This window comes from Bradyrhizobium sp. USDA 4454, from assembly GCF_054822705.1.
The window spans coordinates 7,479,539-7,494,878 of sequence record NZ_JBTRCN010000001.1; the positions used below are offsets into that span (position 1 = coordinate 7,479,539).

Annotated in this window: 14 protein-coding genes; 2 read left to right on the forward strand and 12 right to left on the reverse strand. The window is 66.5% G+C overall.

Features of this window, described 5'->3' with window-relative positions:
- Nucleotides 1-8: 8 nt before the first annotated feature.
- Genes ACVIW0_RS34840 through ACVIW0_RS34885 form a run of 10 tightly spaced genes read right to left on the reverse strand, consistent with a single transcriptional unit; the run spans nt 9 to nt 8,215 of the window.
- On the reverse strand, nt 9-653 hold the full coding sequence (locus tag ACVIW0_RS34840) for a hypothetical protein (protein ID WP_461356464.1): 645 nt from the start codon (nt 651-653) through the stop codon (nt 9-11).
- Entirely contained in the window at nt 653-1,216 is a 564-nt protein-coding gene (gspM, locus tag ACVIW0_RS34845) for a type II secretion system protein GspM (RefSeq protein WP_461356465.1), read from the reverse strand. Before gspM ends, ACVIW0_RS34840 begins: the two co-directional genes overlap by 1 nt.
- Nucleotides 1,213-2,286 carry a PilN domain-containing protein gene (locus tag ACVIW0_RS34850; protein ID WP_461356466.1) on the reverse strand — a complete coding sequence of 358 codons (1,074 nt, stop codon included), beginning with the start codon at nt 2,284-2,286 and terminating at the stop codon, nt 1,213-1,215. The genes gspM and ACVIW0_RS34850 overlap by 4 nt, the downstream gene beginning before the upstream one ends.
- Entirely contained in the window at nt 2,286-3,218 is a 933-nt protein-coding gene (locus tag ACVIW0_RS34855; RefSeq protein ID WP_461356467.1) for a type II secretion system minor pseudopilin, read from the reverse strand. Before ACVIW0_RS34855 ends, ACVIW0_RS34850 begins: the two co-directional genes overlap by 1 nt.
- Complete coding sequence (locus ACVIW0_RS34860; protein ID WP_461356468.1) at nt 3,218-3,928, reverse strand: PulJ/GspJ family protein; 711 nt, start codon at nt 3,926-3,928, stop codon at nt 3,218-3,220. The genes ACVIW0_RS34855 and ACVIW0_RS34860 overlap by 1 nt, the downstream gene beginning before the upstream one ends.
- The gene (locus tag ACVIW0_RS34865) at nt 3,925-4,335 is read right to left on the reverse strand and encodes a prepilin-type N-terminal cleavage/methylation domain-containing protein (protein ID WP_461356469.1); all 411 of its coding nucleotides are present in this window, start codon (nt 4,333-4,335) and stop codon (nt 3,925-3,927) included. The genes ACVIW0_RS34860 and ACVIW0_RS34865 overlap by 4 nt, the downstream gene beginning before the upstream one ends.
- Entirely contained in the window at nt 4,310-4,774 is a 465-nt protein-coding gene (locus ACVIW0_RS34870) for a prepilin-type N-terminal cleavage/methylation domain-containing protein (protein ID WP_461356470.1), read from the reverse strand. The genes ACVIW0_RS34865 and ACVIW0_RS34870 overlap by 26 nt, the downstream gene beginning before the upstream one ends.
- Before the next feature lie 15 nt (nt 4,775-4,789).
- Nucleotides 4,790-5,305, reverse strand: a complete 516-nt coding sequence (gene gspG / locus ACVIW0_RS34875; protein WP_461356471.1) for a type II secretion system major pseudopilin GspG — start codon at nt 5,303-5,305, stop codon at nt 4,790-4,792.
- 17 nt (nt 5,306-5,322) lie between these two features.
- Nucleotides 5,323-6,534: a type II secretion system F family protein gene (locus ACVIW0_RS34880; protein ID WP_461356472.1), complete on the reverse strand. Its 1,212-nt coding sequence runs from the start codon at nt 6,532-6,534 to the stop codon at nt 5,323-5,325.
- A 4-nt stretch (nt 6,535-6,538) separates the two neighbouring features.
- Nucleotides 6,539-8,215 carry a GspE/PulE family protein gene (locus ACVIW0_RS34885; RefSeq protein WP_461356473.1) on the reverse strand — a complete coding sequence of 559 codons (1,677 nt, stop codon included), beginning with the start codon at nt 8,213-8,215 and terminating at the stop codon, nt 6,539-6,541.
- 322 nt (nt 8,216-8,537) lie between these two features.
- On the opposite strand from ACVIW0_RS34885, the gene gspD reads away from it, so the two are divergent.
- Nucleotides 8,538-10,922 (forward strand): type II secretion system secretin GspD, encoded by a 2,385-nt coding sequence (gene gspD / locus ACVIW0_RS34890; protein WP_461356474.1) that lies wholly within the window; start codon nt 8,538-8,540, stop codon nt 10,920-10,922.
- 76 nt (nt 10,923-10,998) lie between these two features.
- On the forward strand, nt 10,999-11,472 hold the full coding sequence (locus ACVIW0_RS34895; protein WP_461357511.1) for a tetratricopeptide repeat protein: 474 nt from the start codon (nt 10,999-11,001) through the stop codon (nt 11,470-11,472).
- Here ACVIW0_RS34895 and ACVIW0_RS34900 read toward each other — a convergent pair.
- Nucleotides 11,465-12,952: a PepSY domain-containing protein gene (locus ACVIW0_RS34900; RefSeq protein WP_461356475.1), complete on the reverse strand. Its 1,488-nt coding sequence runs from the start codon at nt 12,950-12,952 to the stop codon at nt 11,465-11,467. The genes ACVIW0_RS34895 and ACVIW0_RS34900 overlap by 8 nt on opposite strands.
- A gap of 2 nt (nt 12,953-12,954) precedes the next feature.
- A complete protein-coding gene (locus tag ACVIW0_RS34905; RefSeq protein WP_461356476.1) occupies nt 12,955-15,237 on the reverse strand; it encodes a TonB-dependent receptor in 2,283 nt (760 codons plus the stop codon).
- Nucleotides 15,238-15,340: the final 103 nt, after the last annotated feature.

Consider the following 15,340-nt stretch of genomic DNA (forward strand, 5'->3'; position numbering starts at 1 on the left):
TCACGCAATTACTTCTGGCGCCGCGCGGCAAGCGGCATCCTCTCGGTGCTGACCGGAACGATGCGTGCATCGCCGTTCTCGTCGCCGCCGGGCTCCGGCAATGTGAGCACGGCCGCCTGCTCGTCCTTCTGCATCGTAACTTCGCGTCCGTTGATCGATCGCAGCTTCCATCCCTGGAACTCGTCGCCGAGCTTCAGGCGCAACGCGGTCCTGTTCGTTTGGTCGAGAAATATCCCGAAGCTCTCATCGCCGCCGGCGATGGTGCCGACCAGCGACAACGGCGGCGGCTCGGCCGCGACCTTGCGCGGCGGTGGCGGCGGTGGCTTGCTGACTTCCGGCTCCGCGACCACGGCTGGCGGCGGCCGCCGCGACGGCGAGAACACCGGGCGGTCGCGCGTGTTGGACAGTGTCTTGAGCGGAATCCCCCACAGCGGATTTGCGCTGAGCGGCCGCGGCGTCGGGGCCGGTGCGGGCGCAACCCGGACCGACGTCACCGGTTCGGAGGGCGGCGGCGAACTCAGCACCGGTCCGCCCAAACGGGTGTCGTCGAGCATGCCGGCGTCCAGGGCGTCGCCGGCCCGGTCCGGCACGGCCGCCGGCGCGGAAGAGGCTGACACCGCCAACAGCACGATAGTCGCTGCAAAGCGTCGCATCATTTGGCTCCTCGCCATTGTCCGGATACGCCGAGCAGCACGCGCAGCTTGCCGGGATCGGCGCCCTTGGCGGCTTCATCGGCAACGGGCTGCACGACCAACTGGTCGATGAACAGGAACGGCATGCCGGCCTCGAGATCGTAGAGTACCTGCTGCAACTGCGCCTGTTCGATCTCGGAGTTCGCGACCATGCTGATGAAGCCGGCCTTGGCCGGCGCGTTGGGAACGTCGAGCTGCGTCGACAGCACGTTGCCGCCGGCCTTGATCACCGCGCCCGACACGCGTTGCAGCAAGGTGGCGCCGGCGACGGTGACGGTCGCGCCCTCGAGATAGGCCGATCCGGTCGGCATCGCGGGCTGGCCGGGCGCGGTGTTCGCTTTGGAGCGCCCCTCCAGCTGTTCCAGCATTCCGGCCGATGCCGCCACATCGCTGCGCAGGCCGATCAGATCGGACAGCGACGAGATGACGACGAACAGCAGCAGCACGAACAGGCCGAGATAGCTCGCGCTCGCGACCAGCGGCGAGGTGCTGACGGCGGTCAGCGATCGGGATGCTGCGTTCATGAGCCGGACCCGAAATAGGCTGAGATGTTGGCTTCGACGTGGAACCGCTCCGCCGTCTCATTGGCCGCACGCGTCGTCGGCGCGAAGAAGGTCGCGCGGGTGAATTGCGGCGACTGCTCCAGCAAGCGGATCAGCGACGGCGCATCCTGGGTCAATCCGACCACCTGCACCTTATTGTTCTCGATGCGGAGCTCCGTCACATAAGTCGCATCAGGCAGCACGCGCGAGATCGCTTCCAGAACCATGACGCTCGACGGCGTGGTCTGCTTGCGCCTGGCCAGCAGCCCAAGCCCGGACGAGTCGCCACTGGCATCGAGACGCAATGCGGCGCGGCGCTGCGAGATCCGGTGTTGCAGGTCCTCCTGCTCTGATTGCAGCCAGCCGCCGAGATAGACGTTGAGCAGCAGCGAGATCGCCGCGGCTGCCGCCGTCGAGATCAGCCCGATGCGCAACAGGCGGGGAACCTGAGGTCCGGCCAGGCCGCGCAGCGATTTGTCGAGCAGCGTCACCTGCTGCGTCGCGCCGTCGCTGCCGACCGCCGGCGCCGAAACTGCAATCGAGGCGGCGCCGAGCAGTCGCGCCATCCGGACCAGCGGGTCGACCTTGGCCGCCGCGGTCGCACCGAACGCGACCGCGATGCGGTCGTTGGCGATCGGCTGCGGCGCGCCCCAGCCGAACACCGCATCGGCGGCGGTCCATGGCGTCAGCCGGTCGACCTGGGCGCGGATCATGCCGTCCAGGAAGTCGCCGGCCTGGCTCGGGAAATCGAGCACACGGCTGACGATGTGATCCGAGCGGAGGCGCACCTCGATGCGGCTGCCGTCGAAGGCGGTCTTCCACTCCGCCGGCAACGCAGGCTGCGGCGCGTCGTGATCGAGCCGGAACGAAACCGGAGCCGAGGGCGAGCCGTCCTTCGCCGCCGCAAGGCGGGCGGTGAAGCTGCCGTCACCATTCTCGTCGAGCGCGACGCTGCGCCGGCGCATGAACCTGCCCGCGACGCCGTCGACGGCCGTCGCAACCGCGCCAATCCATTGCTCGAACCAATGCCGTGCTTCGGCAAGTATCGCCATCAACCTCTCCCCCGCGGCAGAACCGTCACGCGCGGTTCGACATCGTTCTGCCAGGACAACACACGATAGGGCTCGGCCTTGTCGCCGAGTGCAATCACCGCCTCCGAATTGGTGCGGTGACCGTTGCGGAACCGGATCGACACGGCGATCCGGTAGCACGGGCTTTGCGCGGTCGACGCCGCGCTCTGCGGGCTCGGCGCCTGCGCGCCCGCGGCGAGGCCGGCATTCGGCGAGGGCCCAGCCGAGCCGAGCGAACTCGACCCGAAACTGTCCTGTTGCTTGCCCGATACCTTATCTACGGCCAACGCGACTTCCGGCGCGGCGATGGCCGGATCGACATCCGGACTGCCGTTGAACACCGTCACGAACGGCAGCACGCGATCGACAAAGGCCTTGGGGATGCCGGAGACCAGCGCCAGCTCATTGACATGGGTGAACAGCCCCTGCCGCGGCGCATAGCCCAGCGCATTGTAGCGTGCGGTCTCGACATTCTCGCTGCCCGGCGTGGGCCGGGTCCGCCAGCCGACGATCCGGTCGGCATATTCGCCGGCGACGTCCTTGCGGGCCCCGAGCACGACGAACAGCCCGCTCAGCATCTCCTTCGACGCGTAGTTCAGATCGAGCCGGGCGGCCTCCGACGTGAAGCTGACATTGACGCTGGCGTCGTCGAGCCCGAAATGAAACGCGCCGTATTGCGGCCGCGTCTTGTCGTCGGTCAGCGTCAGCTGATAGGCGGAGAGCTCGAGCCCGGCCGACACCAGCGCCTCGGTCTGCAACGAGATGTCGCTGGCCGCCAGTGCGCGTGCCGAGGCGGCCAGATAGGCCGCGAAGATGATCGCGAGCGACGACAGCGCAAGCAGGATCCAGAGCACCGCGACGATGACGAAGCCGCGATCGGCCGGCGATCGGCCGCTGTTGCCGGACGCGCCCATCACGTCTTCCCCTGATCGGTCGCAGCAGCACCGGAATTCGGCTTGTCGCCGCAATTGCCGTCCGGCTTGGTGCAGTCGCTCGGAATCTGGACGTGAAGCGGTGCGATGGTCGACACCGACAGCACGCGCTGGCTCGCCGCGTCACGCACGGTCAGCCGGATCATCGCCGGCAGCTTCTCGGCATCCTTCCACGCGCCCTTCCAGGCCCGGTCAGGCCCGGCATAGGCGAAAGACAGCCGATAGGGCGCGCGCAGCAGCACGACCGGGCTGCCGAGATGTACCTGCTCCGACAGCGACACCCCGTCGGCAAGCGGCGTGAAGCGCATCTGGGTACGAACGGTAACGAACTCGTCGCGATCCCTGACCTCGCCGAGGCGCACCACGTCGAGGCCAGGCCCCGCGTTCGGTCCCACCGACGTCCGCACGAACGTGACCGACAGCTCCGATCCGTCGAACAGCGGCTTGTGGGTATCGCGGTTGGCGGCGACGAATTCCGCCGCAGCGAGGTCGGCGCCGATCCGTTCCAGCGCAATCCCGATCAATTCGCTGCGCTGGATCCGGTCGAGCCCCTTGTTCCAGCTCGGCAGCCATTGCGCCGTGATGCTGGCGAGGGCCGACAGCAACAGCCCCATCAGTGCCAACGCGACGATGGCCTCGATCAACGTGAAGCCGCGCTCACCGGTGCGCTGTGCCGTGCTGGCGCGGGTCATTCCGACGACCTCGGCATCAGGCGCACGGTGCGGATGTCGGACAAGGCACCGCCCGGCGATTTGACCCGAATCCGCACCAGCTCCGGGGCCCAGGGCACGTTGCCTTCGGGCACCGTCCAGTCGCCGCCGAGCGGACTGATGTCGATGGTCCAGCGGTAGCCTTCGGCCTGCCCGGTCGAGCTGCCCGGCTGCAATTCGGCGCGCGGCGGAATGCCTACCGTCATCAAGGTGCGCACCGCCTGCATCAGCGCGACGTGCTGCTCCATGGCCCGCACGCCGCGCGTCTTGACGCCCATCACGGCGCCGATCGCAACGATCGAGACAGCCACCAGCGCCAGCGCCACCAGCACTTCGATGATGGTGAACCCCGCATCCGCGCGGTCAGTTGGCGGCGACGTCGCGAGCAACGATTTCAACCCTTCCGGTGAGCCAATTGACGCGGACCTCATAGCCCGCATCGAGCCGCGTCAGCGCGATGGAGCCGCCGCAGGAACCGCCATTGGCGAAGAAGCGAATGGTCGACAGTGCCGCGTGGCGCTGACAGCTCTGCGGCAGCACGGCGTCGAACCGCACGTCATCGGGAATCCGCACCGTCATGCGCGACGCCCCCGAATGGATCACCCGGCTCGGCGCGTCGACCAGCGTCGCGACGCTGGTGCTGCGCTCGATGGCTGCATTGCGGTCGGCCTTCAGCAGCGTCGCGGTCTGCAGCGCATAGGCCTGCAGGCGCGACCGCGAGGTCTGGTGCGGAATGAACGGAAGCAGCACGGCCGAAAGCAGCGCGATGATGGCGAGCACGCACACCATCTCGAGCAGGGTGAAGCCACGTTGCGTCCAGTCATTCATGCGCGCCATGCGTCCTTACTGGTCATTGTTCGCGGCTGTCGTTTTCTCGAGCGAGATATCGGCTGAGGTGCCGCTGCCGCCCTCCTGGCCGTCGGCGCCATAAGAGACGATGTCGTAGGGCCCGTGCTCGCCGGGCGAGCGATAGAGATAAGGGTGATTCCACGGATCGTTCGGGACGTTGCCGCCCTTCAGATACGGGCCGTTCCAGGCGGCCACGCCCGGGGTGCGCCTGACCAGCGCGGCAAGTCCCTCCGCCGTCGACGGGAAGCGCCCGGCGTCGAGATAGAACAGGTCGAGCGCGCTGGAGAAGCTCTGCAGCTGAATGCGCGCGGTCTTGACCTTGGATTCGCTGAGATAGTTGAGCACGCGCGGCCCAATCAGCCCCATGATGAGGCCGATGATCGCGATCACCACCAGCATCTCGACCAGGGTGAAGCCCGCTTCGCCCGAACGCCTTGCCGCTTGCGATCGGGTCTGATCGCGTGCCGCTCGCGTGGAAAATGCCTCGATGATGCTGTTGCGCGATATCATGACCGACGACCTCTGCTCTAACCGACTAGCTGCGTAACCGAGAGCAGCGCTGTCATGACCGACACGATCAATCCGCCGACGACGGTGCTGATCGTGATGATCGCCAGCGGACCGACGATGCCGACGACCCGGTCGAGGCTGCGCTGCAATTTTGCTTCGTAGAATTCCGCGACCCGCCCGGCCAGCACCGGCAACTGGCCAGTCTCTTCGCCGAGCCGCAACATGCGGACCGCCATCGGCGGCAGGCTGTCGGCCACCGCGAGCGCTTCCGACAATTTTCCGCCATGGCGGACGCGGTCGGCGGCGGCAGTCCAGTTCGCCTCGCTCCCGGTCACCGCCATGATGTCGACCAGGATGCGCAATGCGGCCGTGAGATTGACGCCACTGCCGAGCAGGACGCCGAGATTGCGGCAGAACAGGCTGGCGCGATAGAACTGGAAGGCGCTGCTGATGCCCGGCACCCGCGAAATGCCGTTGACCAGCGCCGCGCGCACCCGCGCCTGCCGCAGCAGCCACCACGCAAGCGCAATCGTCGCCGCGCTGATCAGGCCTGCCGCCGTCGCATTGGCGCGCAGGAAGTCCGACACCGCGATGAAGCTGGCAAGCGCGGTATCCGACTTGCCGCCGAAATCGCCCAGCACGGTCGAGAATTGCGGCAGCACGAACAGCAGGAAGAACAGCATCACGCCCGATGCCGCGACCAGCACGAAGGCCGGGTACTGCATCGCGTCGGTCAGCTTGCGCCGCATCTGCTCGGAGCGTGCGCGCTCGGTGCCCAGCATCTCCAGCACGGAGTCCAGCGTGCCGGAGATTTCGCCGACCCGGACGAGGGCGATGTACATCGGCTGGAACAGGGTCGGATGATCCGCCACCGCGTCGGCAAAGCTCTCGCCGGTGAGCAAAGCGGCGCGGATTTTCGCCACCACCGGACGCATCCGGCCGACGTCGGCATCGCCGGACAGCAGCTCCAGTGCATCGTCGAGACGCGCGCCGGCTTTCAGCAGCAGCGCGAGATCGCGCGTGAACGTGGTGACCTCGGCGGCGCTCGGCCCGCCGAACAGGCTGCGGCCGCCGGCTGCACTGGATGCGCGCCTGTCCTCGGTGGTCTCGATTGGCAGCAGCTTGAGATATTCGATCCGCCGTGCCACCTCGGCCGCTGTCGGGGCGGAGATCGTGCCGTTGACGATCTCGCCGGCCTGGGTCAACGCGCGGTAGCGATAATTCGGCACGGCGTCACCGCACCGTCGCGACGCGGAGGATCTCGGCGGGCGAGGTCAATCCGGCGCGGCATTTGGCGACCCCGTCGTCGAGCATCGTGGTCATGCCCGCCTCGATCGCCATGGTGTCGATCTTCAGCCCGTCGGTCCGCTCCCCGATCAGTTCGCGCAATTCATTGGACAGCTCGAGCAATTCGAATGCGCCGAGGCGGCCGCGATAGCCCGTCCCACCACACCGCTCGCAGCCGCAAGGCTCGTGAATGATCTCGCCGGCCTTAAATCCGATCGCCGCGAGCCGGGGATCCTCGGTAAGATCCGCCGCTGCCAGCGGCCGCGCCGTCTTGCAGCGCTCGCACAATTGCCGAACCAGGCGCTGCGCGATGACGCCGCGCAGCACCGAGCGCAGCAGATAGCCTTCGACCCCAAGGTCGAGCAGCCGCGGCACCGCGGCCGCCGCAGTCTCGGTATGCAGCGTCGTCAGCACCAGATGCCCGGTCAGCGCCGCATGCACCGCGACATGCGCGGTCTCGGTGTCGCGGATTTCGCCGACCATAATCACATCAGGGTCCTGGCGAACGAACGAGCGCAGGGCGGTCGCGAAGGTCAGGCCGATCGCCGGCTTGATCTGGGACTGATTGACGCCCGGCAGCTCGTATTCGACCGGGTCCTCGATCGTGAGGATCTTGCGGCTCGGCTCGTTGAGGATCGACAGGATCGTCGCCAAGGTCGTGGTCTTGCCGCTGCCGGTCGGTCCCGTGATCACGATCATGCCGTGCGGCAGCTTCAACAGCCGCCGCAGCTTGGTTTCGTCAGGCCCCGAAAACCCCAGCTTCTCCACCACCAGCAGGCCGCGATCCTTGGGCAGGATGCGAATGACACAGGACTCGCCGTGCTGCGTCGGCATGATCGCGACACGGATATCGATGTCGGTCCGCCCTGCCCGCAGCCGCGCCGCGCCGTCCTGCGGCAGGCGACGCTCGGCGATATTGAGGTTGGCGATGATCTTGATGCGGGAGATCACCGCCTGCGGCAGTACGCCAGACAGCGCCGCAACCGGCCGCAGCAGGCCGTCGATCCGCAACCGCACCATGAGGCCCGCGGAAAACGGCTCGACATGGATGTCGCTGGCGCGGAGCTCGACGGCCTTCTCGATCAGGTCGTTGACCGCGCGCACCACCGGTGCGCCGCTGGCGAGATCGCGCAGGCTCTCGATGTCGTCTTCGCGGGGCAGCGCCGCCGCCGGATCGGCGCCTTCCGCCTCCTCGGCGCTGGAGGAGTTGTTCAGCGCGATGGCGACGTCTTCCGACGACGCCACCTTCACCTCGATGCCGGCGCCAAGCACGATCTGTGCCGCCCGCAAGGTTGCCTGATCGGTCGGATCGACGACGGCGAGCACGGTGACCCCGCCGGCCGTCCGGCACGGATAGACCATGGTCTCGCGCAGGAAACGCGGCGAGAACGACCCGACCAGCGGCTCGGCAGAGGTCATGTGCTGAAGCGTCAGGCGGCCGAGCGCGAAGAAGCGCGCGGCCTCGTCGGCGAATTCGGTCGGCGAGAGACTGGTGATCTCCCACAGCTTCAGCTGCCTGACGTCGGCGCCCGGCCCGGTCCGCTCGGCCGATCCGTCGAGCGGCGCCAGGTGATTGTTCTGACGCAGATAATCCACGAACCGAACGGACAGGTCCTTGGCCATTCCCTATATCCCGCCACACTATCCCGGATCAGTCCGTGCCAGGGGCTGCTGCGCGCCGCCACGTTCGGCTCCCGGCAGTTCTGCGGTTATCGATCCGAAGTGTGACAGCTGTGCGAAGTCACACCGCTCGCCGCGCTCAAGAAACCTTGACGTGGCATCGCGGACACGGTGCACGATCTTGGTGCGATGCGTGGGGAGGGTCGCGAACGACAATCATGTAACCAATTTATTTCTGTCATGTTCGATCGCTAAGAGTCCCTGCGGGGTAGGACCGATCGTCGCGGACAATCGAAATATCAGTTAGTAAAAGCGAAGGGCCTTCATGCAACGCGTAGGCACAGTGGGCCGCTGCCCGACGATCCGTGGCGGCCTGGTAGCCATTTTTGCCTTGGCGTCAATGGGGCTGTTGGCGTCGTGCAATTCCGCGACGGTCAGCGAAAGCGTCGATGCGTCCCAGCTCGACGTCAGCGACAAGGTACGCTCGCTGGATTTGCTGCCGCGCCAGCCGCAGCAGGTGAACGCGCTGGCGGCGACACAGGGCGGCCAGAACGGCAGCGTCCGCGCGTCGATGTATGAGGGCAGCGAAGTCACCGCGGTGGTCGATGCGCGGCCGCAACCGGCGTCGAACGGCAACGGCTTCGACCTGAATTTCGAGAGCACGCCGGTGGCGACCGTCGCCAAGGTCGTGCTCGGCGACATCCTGCACGTCGGCTACACCATCGACCCGCGGGTGCAGGGCACGGTGAGCCTGGTGTCGGTCCGCCCGGTGCCGAAATCCGACATGGTCTTCGTGCTCGAGAACGCGCTCCGCCTGAGTGGCGTGGTGCTGCTCAAGGACACGGCAGGCTACCGACTGACGCCGCTCGGCGACGCCGTCGGCGGCGGCCGCGTCGATGCCGCAGCGGCCAATCCCGAGCCCGGCTTCGGCATCTCGGTGGTTCCCCTGCAGTATGTCTCCGCCCAGACGCTGCTGAAGCTGACCGACAGCTTCGCCACCAGGGCGGGCGCGATCCGCGCCGACACGACCCGCAACCTGCTGCTGATCCAAGGCACAGGCGCCGAGCGCCGCACCGCGGTCGACACCGTGCTCAGCTTCGACGTCGACTGGATGCGCGGCCAATCGGTCGGCATCTTCCCGATCTCGAGCGGCTCGCCCGCGCCTGTGATCGCCGAGCTGGAGAAGATCGTCGATTCCGGCGAGAACGGCCTCAGCCAGAACGTCATCAAGTTCATGCCGATTGCGCGCCTCAACGCGATCCTGGTCGTGACCAAGAAGCCGGACATGCTGCACACGGCTGCGACCTGGATCAAGCGGCTCGACCGCAACGACACCGCGCGCACCACGGTCCATGTCTACCGCGTCAAATACGGCGATGCGCGCCAGATCGCGCGGGTCCTGACCGACATGTTCCTCGGCGGTTCGTCCGGCAATTTGCTCGACAGCGCCGACAGCCAGCTCGCGCCCGGCTCCGGCACCTCGTCGAGTTCGAGCGTCGCCGACCGCCTGTCACTCAACAACAATGGCTCGAATTCGAGCATGGGCGGCTTCGCATCCCGCGGCGCGTCAGGGACCGGCTCGACGGGCCAGGGCCTCGGCCAGGGATTTGGCGCCGGCGGCCAATCGAACAATCCCAACAATCAAGGCCAGGGCAACAACGCCGCGCTGGACAGCGGCCGCGGTGCCGGCGGCGGCAACGGCCAGCCGGTCATGCAGGACGTCCGGATCACGCCCGACGTCGTGAACAACAATCTGCTGATCTATGCCGACCAGGCCAACTACCGCATCATCGAGTCGACCTTGCTGCAGATCGACGAGCCGCAGCTGCAGGTCGCCATCGACGCCACGATCGCCGAGGTCACACTCAACAACACCCTGTCCTATGGCGTGCAGACTTATCTCACCAGCCAGAACCTCGGCCTGAAGCCGAACACCGGCTCGATCCTCAACACCCAGGCCACCGCGGCGCCCGCGACCACCACGGACGCGACCACCGGGATCGTCAGCGCCGCAGGCTCGCTCACCAATGCCTACATCAACCAGGCCTTTCCCGGGTTCAACTTCCTGATCGGGAACGCGACGCAGCCGAGCCTGATCCTTGATGCGCTGCACGCCGTCACCAGCGTCAAGGTGCTGTCCAATCCCTCGCTGGTCGTGATCAACAACCAGGTCGCGACCTTGCAGGTCGGCGACGTCGTCCCGGTGTCGACCGGCAGCGCGACGGTGCTGACCACCAGCAACACGGTGGTCAACACCATCGACTATCGCAACACCGGCATCATCCTGAAGGTGTCGCCTCGCGTCAGCGTGAACGGCACGGTGCGGCTCGACGTCGAGCAGGAGATCAGCAACGTTCCCCAGAGCAACGGCAGCACGGTCAACCTGACGCCCACGGTGTCGGAACGGCGGGTCAAGAGCCAGATCTCGGTGGCCAACGGCCAGACCGTGCTGCTGGCCGGCCTGATCAGCGAACAGCAGAGCGGCGCCCGCAATGCGCTTCCGGTGCTCGACCAGATTCCCGGCCTCGGCGACGCTTTCGGGCATCAGAGCAACGGCACCCAGCGCACCGAGCTGATCATCTTCATCCGCCCGCAGATCATCCGCAACGGCACCGACGCCCAGGTCGTGGCCGAGGAGCTGCGATCGAAATTGCGCGGCAGCATCGCCACGACATCGACCAATGCGCCGATCACCACCAGTTTCCACTAAGCGGAGCGACAGGATGCGCCGCATGCGTGCGCCACGGAAAGGCCTCTGCGCTTCGCTTGCGGTCGCGCTTTGGGCCATGAGTGCCTCCGGCGCCAGTGCCGACAGCCTGGCGCGCGGAACCGCCGCCTTCCATCGCGGCGACTACGTCAGGGCATCCCGCGAGCTCGCGCCGGCCGCCGAGCGCGGCAATGCTCGCGCCCTCGGCCTGCTTGGCTTCATGTATGAGCACGGTTTTGGCGTGCCGCAGGCCTATGACGCCGCCGCCGATTGCTACTACCGCGGCGCCGTGCAGGGCGACCCGTTCGCTCAAGCCATGCTCGGCCTGACCTACGACAAGGGCCACGGCGTTCCCGTGGATTTCGTGCTGGCCTACAAATGGCTCAACCTGGCGGCGGCCCGCGCGAACGGGCGGCAACGCGATGCCTATCTCCGCTTCCGCGATGCAGTCGCATCAAAGCTCTCGACCTATGAGATCATTGCCGGTCAGCGCTTTGCACTGGGATGGGTTCCCGACCGGCCGGCGGCAGACGTGCACCTGACGGTCAAGTAGCTCCCCAGGCGCGGGTGACACGGGTCTCCTTAGCGCGGCGCAGCCGACGCCAGCCGATCACGATGCCGCTGATCGAAACAATTGTGCCGACCGCTGACAGCAGCCAGACCACAGCATCGCGCGCCGGCCAGTAGTACAGCAGCAGCGGGAAGTCGAGACTGTGCAGCGCATTGAACAGCCAACGGTAGGACCGCCGGTTGTCGTCACTGCGGTCGAGAATTTCACCAGTAACCGGGGAGATGTGTAGCCAGGTCTGCGCCGGATCGTCGAAGCCGATCCGCAGCACGGGAAGCTCGCGCGCCTGGTGCAGCGTGTACCAATAGGCATCGGGTTCATCGAGTTGCAGCACCGAGGTAACCGCGGCGCCGGGCATCGCGCGCCGGGCGGCGGCGATGATCTCGTCCCGCGCGAGCGTCGCGGGCGCACCGGTCGAGGGATCGGCGAGGCTGCGACGGCCTTTGCCGTCGTCGAGCATCATCAGCTTGCGATCGCCAATCCAGACGAAGCGCGCCTCCGCCGCCGGCACCGACGGCGACGACCGGAAGTCCGCGACGATGCCGGGCGCGTCATGGCCGCTATAGGCCACCGCGATCTCCCGGGTGACGCCGCGAGCGGAGAACGCACCGCCGGGATTGAGCGACAGCCAGCCGCTGAGCATCCAGGTTAAGACGAAGATGCCGCCGATGAGACCGGCGATGTGATGCCAGGCCATCCAGCCGCGATACGGCGAGATCGCGCCGCTTGCGTAGCGACGCACCAATCGCAACCGGAGAATGCCGATCCAGAAGCCGGTGACCGCGACGACGAGGCACGCGCCCGAGATCCACAGCACCACGTCCCGCCACAGCGGGCCGTCCTTGCGCAGCACGGTCGGATAGATCCAGTGCGGGATCGAGCCGAGCCAGTTCCAGATGCGCTCGCGCCGCGTGGTGTCGAGCGCGATCTCGCCGCTGGGCGAGGAGACGTAGAGCTCGGTGACATCGGGATCACCGAGGCCGATCAGATAGAGCGGCCGCATCGGATCGAAGCGTGCGGTGACCGACCATTGGTCGCGCGTCACCGTATCGCGCAATTGCGGCCGCACCGCATGCGGATGATGGCGAGCGACCGCGAGTGCCTGATCCGGCGTGACATGGTCGATGACAGCACCGTCGATCGCCGAAATGGTGACGGCGCCTCCCTTCCAGCCGGTCACGCGATAGACTGGCGTGTCATCCATCATCGCGAGACGGAGATCGCGGGGATAATGCTCCATCTCCGCGATCGCCATCGCCCGATCCGGCGTGACCTGCACCTTGCCCCACGAAATGACCGGGAGCGCGGCAAGTCGCTCGCTGTCGGTGAGGCGCGGAAACGCCACATACATCATGACGAGGCCGGAGATGAACCACATCGCGAACAGCAGACACGTCGCAATGCCGATCCAGCGATGGATGACATACAGCCATCGCCGCCCGCGCCGGATCAGAGCGTTGCGCATGATCAGAACTTCACGTTGACGGACAATTCGGCGGTGCGCGGCATGCCGAGCAGCCACTGTCCGGTGCCGTTCGCGGTGACCGCGTAGACCTTGTCGAACAGATTGTAGACGCGGAACGCGACCGTGGTGCGGTCATCCGGTTTCCACCTGATGCCGCCGTTGACGACGTTGTAGCCGGGCCGCAACTGGGTGTTGGCAAGGTCGGAGTACATGGCGCCGACGATCTGCACGCCGCCATAGACCGACCAGTTGGGCGCGAAATCCCAGGTCAGCCAGACGTTCGACACCTGCTGCGGCACGTTGACCGGAACATTGCCGTTGTAGCTGACGATCTTGCCGCCGACCACCTGGCTGTTGTTGTCGTACCGGGCGCGCAGCAGCGCAAGATTGGCATCGACGCGCCAGCCGTCGTTCAGCGCGAGCCCGATCGAGCCTTCGACGCCGCGGGATGATTGCTGGCCGATCTGCAATGCCAGGCCGGCGGTCGGATTGCTCGGATCGGGAATCGTCAAGCCGGTCTTGACGATCTCGTAGCCCGCCAGCGTCCACTCGCCGCGGCCGCCCCAGAACGACTGCTTGACCCCGATCTCGGTCTGCTTACCGGTCGCGAGTTGAAAGGTCTTCTGCGAGGTCGACAGCGAGATCAGGTTGCTGACCGGATCGACGCCGACCGCATACTGACCATAGAACGCGAGGTTCTTGATCGGCTCATAGACGAGGCCAGCGCGCCAGCTGGTGCCCGACAGCGTGGTCTCAAAACTGTTCGCCGGCGTCTTGTAGTCCGTCCGGTCGACTTCGGGGCGGTCGTACCTGACGCCTGTCACGAGCGACAATTGATCGGTCAGCGACAGACGATCCTCGGCGAACAACGCATACTGATTGACCATCGCATTGAAGCCGGGCGTGGTCGCCGTCGTGGTCGCGAAGAACGACCCGGGATCGAACACGTAAGGATTGACCGCCGACGCGCCGCCATAGGGCGAGTTGTTGGTGTGGGTGAAGTCGATCCGGTTGACGTCGAACCCGGCGACGAACTGATTCGCGAGCCCGAACACATGACCGCTGAAGCTTGCATCCATCCGGTTGCCGAGTTGCTCCTGGTCGTGGAAGATCTCGATATAGCTCGTGCGATCGATCAGCCGGGTGTTCGGATTCCAGGTGTAGTTCTCGATGTCGCGCCAGTGCCGCTCGCTGGTCAGGTAATACAGCGTGTTGTTGAGCTTGATGCCGTCGATGACGTCCCACTCGGTCTTGAACTGGGTCCAGCTGTCCTGGTAGCGGATCGCGCTGTCCGATGCGTTGTAGTTCTTGGAGCGCAGCGCGTCCTGGATCGCGCCGCCAACCAGCGGCGTGCCGAAATAGCGCGACGGGCTGCGGTCGCCATAATCCTCGGCCAGCGTGAAGGCGAGATTGTCCGAGGCCTGCACCCGCACGGCGGCGGAGACCACCGCGTTCACGGTCTTGTCGCGATCGACCCAGCCGTCCGACATGTTGCCGGTGGCGTTGATGCGATAGGACACATTGGGATTGACCGGACCGGCGCTGTCGACCGAAAGCCGCCGCGTCATGTTGCTGTCGAGCGAGACCTCGGCCTCGTTGTAAGGTGTGCTCTGCGGCTTCTTCGGGATCACGTTGATAACGCCGCCGATCGCGCCTTCGCCGTACAGCACAGAGGCCGGGCCGCGCAGCACCTCGATGCGCTGCGTCGACCAGGTGTCGTAGGGGAACGTCAGCGTGCCGGAGCCGATATAGAAGCGCGTGCCGTCATACAAGGTCATCACCGAGTTGCTGCCGGCGAAGCCGCGGGTGCTGAATGACAGGCCGCCATTGCCGGGCGCCGGTGTTGCGATGAACCCGGCCGCGTTCTGGGTAACGGCATCGAGCACATTATGCTGGCCGCGTTCGGCGATGGTCTGCGCCGTGACGATCTCGACGCTGGCCGGCGTCTGTAGCGGCGTCAGGTTGAGGCGGCTGCCGGTGCTTCCTTGCGTGGTGGCGTTGAGCGTCGGCGATGCCGTCCCCGATGTGCCCGACGCTGCAGCACGCGGTGGGCCGTCCGCTGCCGCTGACGGCGCGGGTCTGACGCGCGGCCGCGACGCCGCCGCCAGGTTCTGGCCTCGCGCCGCAGGCTTCGGCTTCGCTGAGGCCGAGGGTGCGACCTCGATCGGATCGAGCGCGGTGGGTGGCGGTGTTTGTGCTGAGCCTTCGGCCGGCAGCAGCAGCGATGACAGGGAGCAAACGAGACCGAGGCGCCATTTGCGCGCAACGGGAGCGGACGGAGACATGAAAACGACTCGCGGTAACGTGGCACGTCACCGCGAACGCGGACAGGGCCTTGCCGAAAGGGCAGTGCTCCGATCCCACCAGGACGCCCCCGCCCGATGTGCT

Coding starts and splice junctions, on each gene's coding strand:
- ACVIW0_RS34840 (WP_461356464.1), bottom strand. CDS start 653: ATGCGACGCTTTGCAGCGACTATCGTGCTGTTGGCGGTGTCAGCCTCT.
- gspM (WP_461356465.1), bottom strand. CDS start 1,216: ATGAACGCAGCATCCCGATCGCTGACCGCCGTCAGCACCTCGCCGCTG.
- ACVIW0_RS34850 (WP_461356466.1), bottom strand. CDS start 2,286: ATGGCGATACTTGCCGAAGCACGGCATTGGTTCGAGCAATGGATTGGC.
- ACVIW0_RS34855 (WP_461356467.1), bottom strand. CDS start 3,218: ATGGGCGCGTCCGGCAACAGCGGCCGATCGCCGGCCGATCGCGGCTTC.
- ACVIW0_RS34860 (WP_461356468.1), bottom strand. CDS start 3,928: ATGACCCGCGCCAGCACGGCACAGCGCACCGGTGAGCGCGGCTTCACG.
- ACVIW0_RS34870 (WP_461356470.1), bottom strand. CDS start 4,774: ATGAATGACTGGACGCAACGTGGCTTCACCCTGCTCGAGATGGTGTGC.
- gspG (WP_461356471.1), bottom strand. CDS start 5,305: ATGATATCGCGCAACAGCATCATCGAGGCATTTTCCACGCGAGCGGCA.
- ACVIW0_RS34885 (WP_461356473.1), bottom strand. CDS start 8,215: ATGGCCAAGGACCTGTCCGTTCGGTTCGTGGATTATCTGCGTCAGAAC.
- gspD (WP_461356474.1), top strand. CDS start 8,538: ATGCAACGCGTAGGCACAGTGGGCCGCTGCCCGACGATCCGTGGCGGC.
- ACVIW0_RS34895 (WP_461357511.1), top strand. CDS start 10,999: ATGAGTGCCTCCGGCGCCAGTGCCGACAGCCTGGCGCGCGGAACCGCC.
- ACVIW0_RS34900 (WP_461356475.1), bottom strand. CDS start 12,952: ATGCGCAACGCTCTGATCCGGCGCGGGCGGCGATGGCTGTATGTCATC.
- ACVIW0_RS34905 (WP_461356476.1), bottom strand. CDS start 15,237: ATGTCTCCGTCCGCTCCCGTTGCGCGCAAATGGCGCCTCGGTCTCGTT.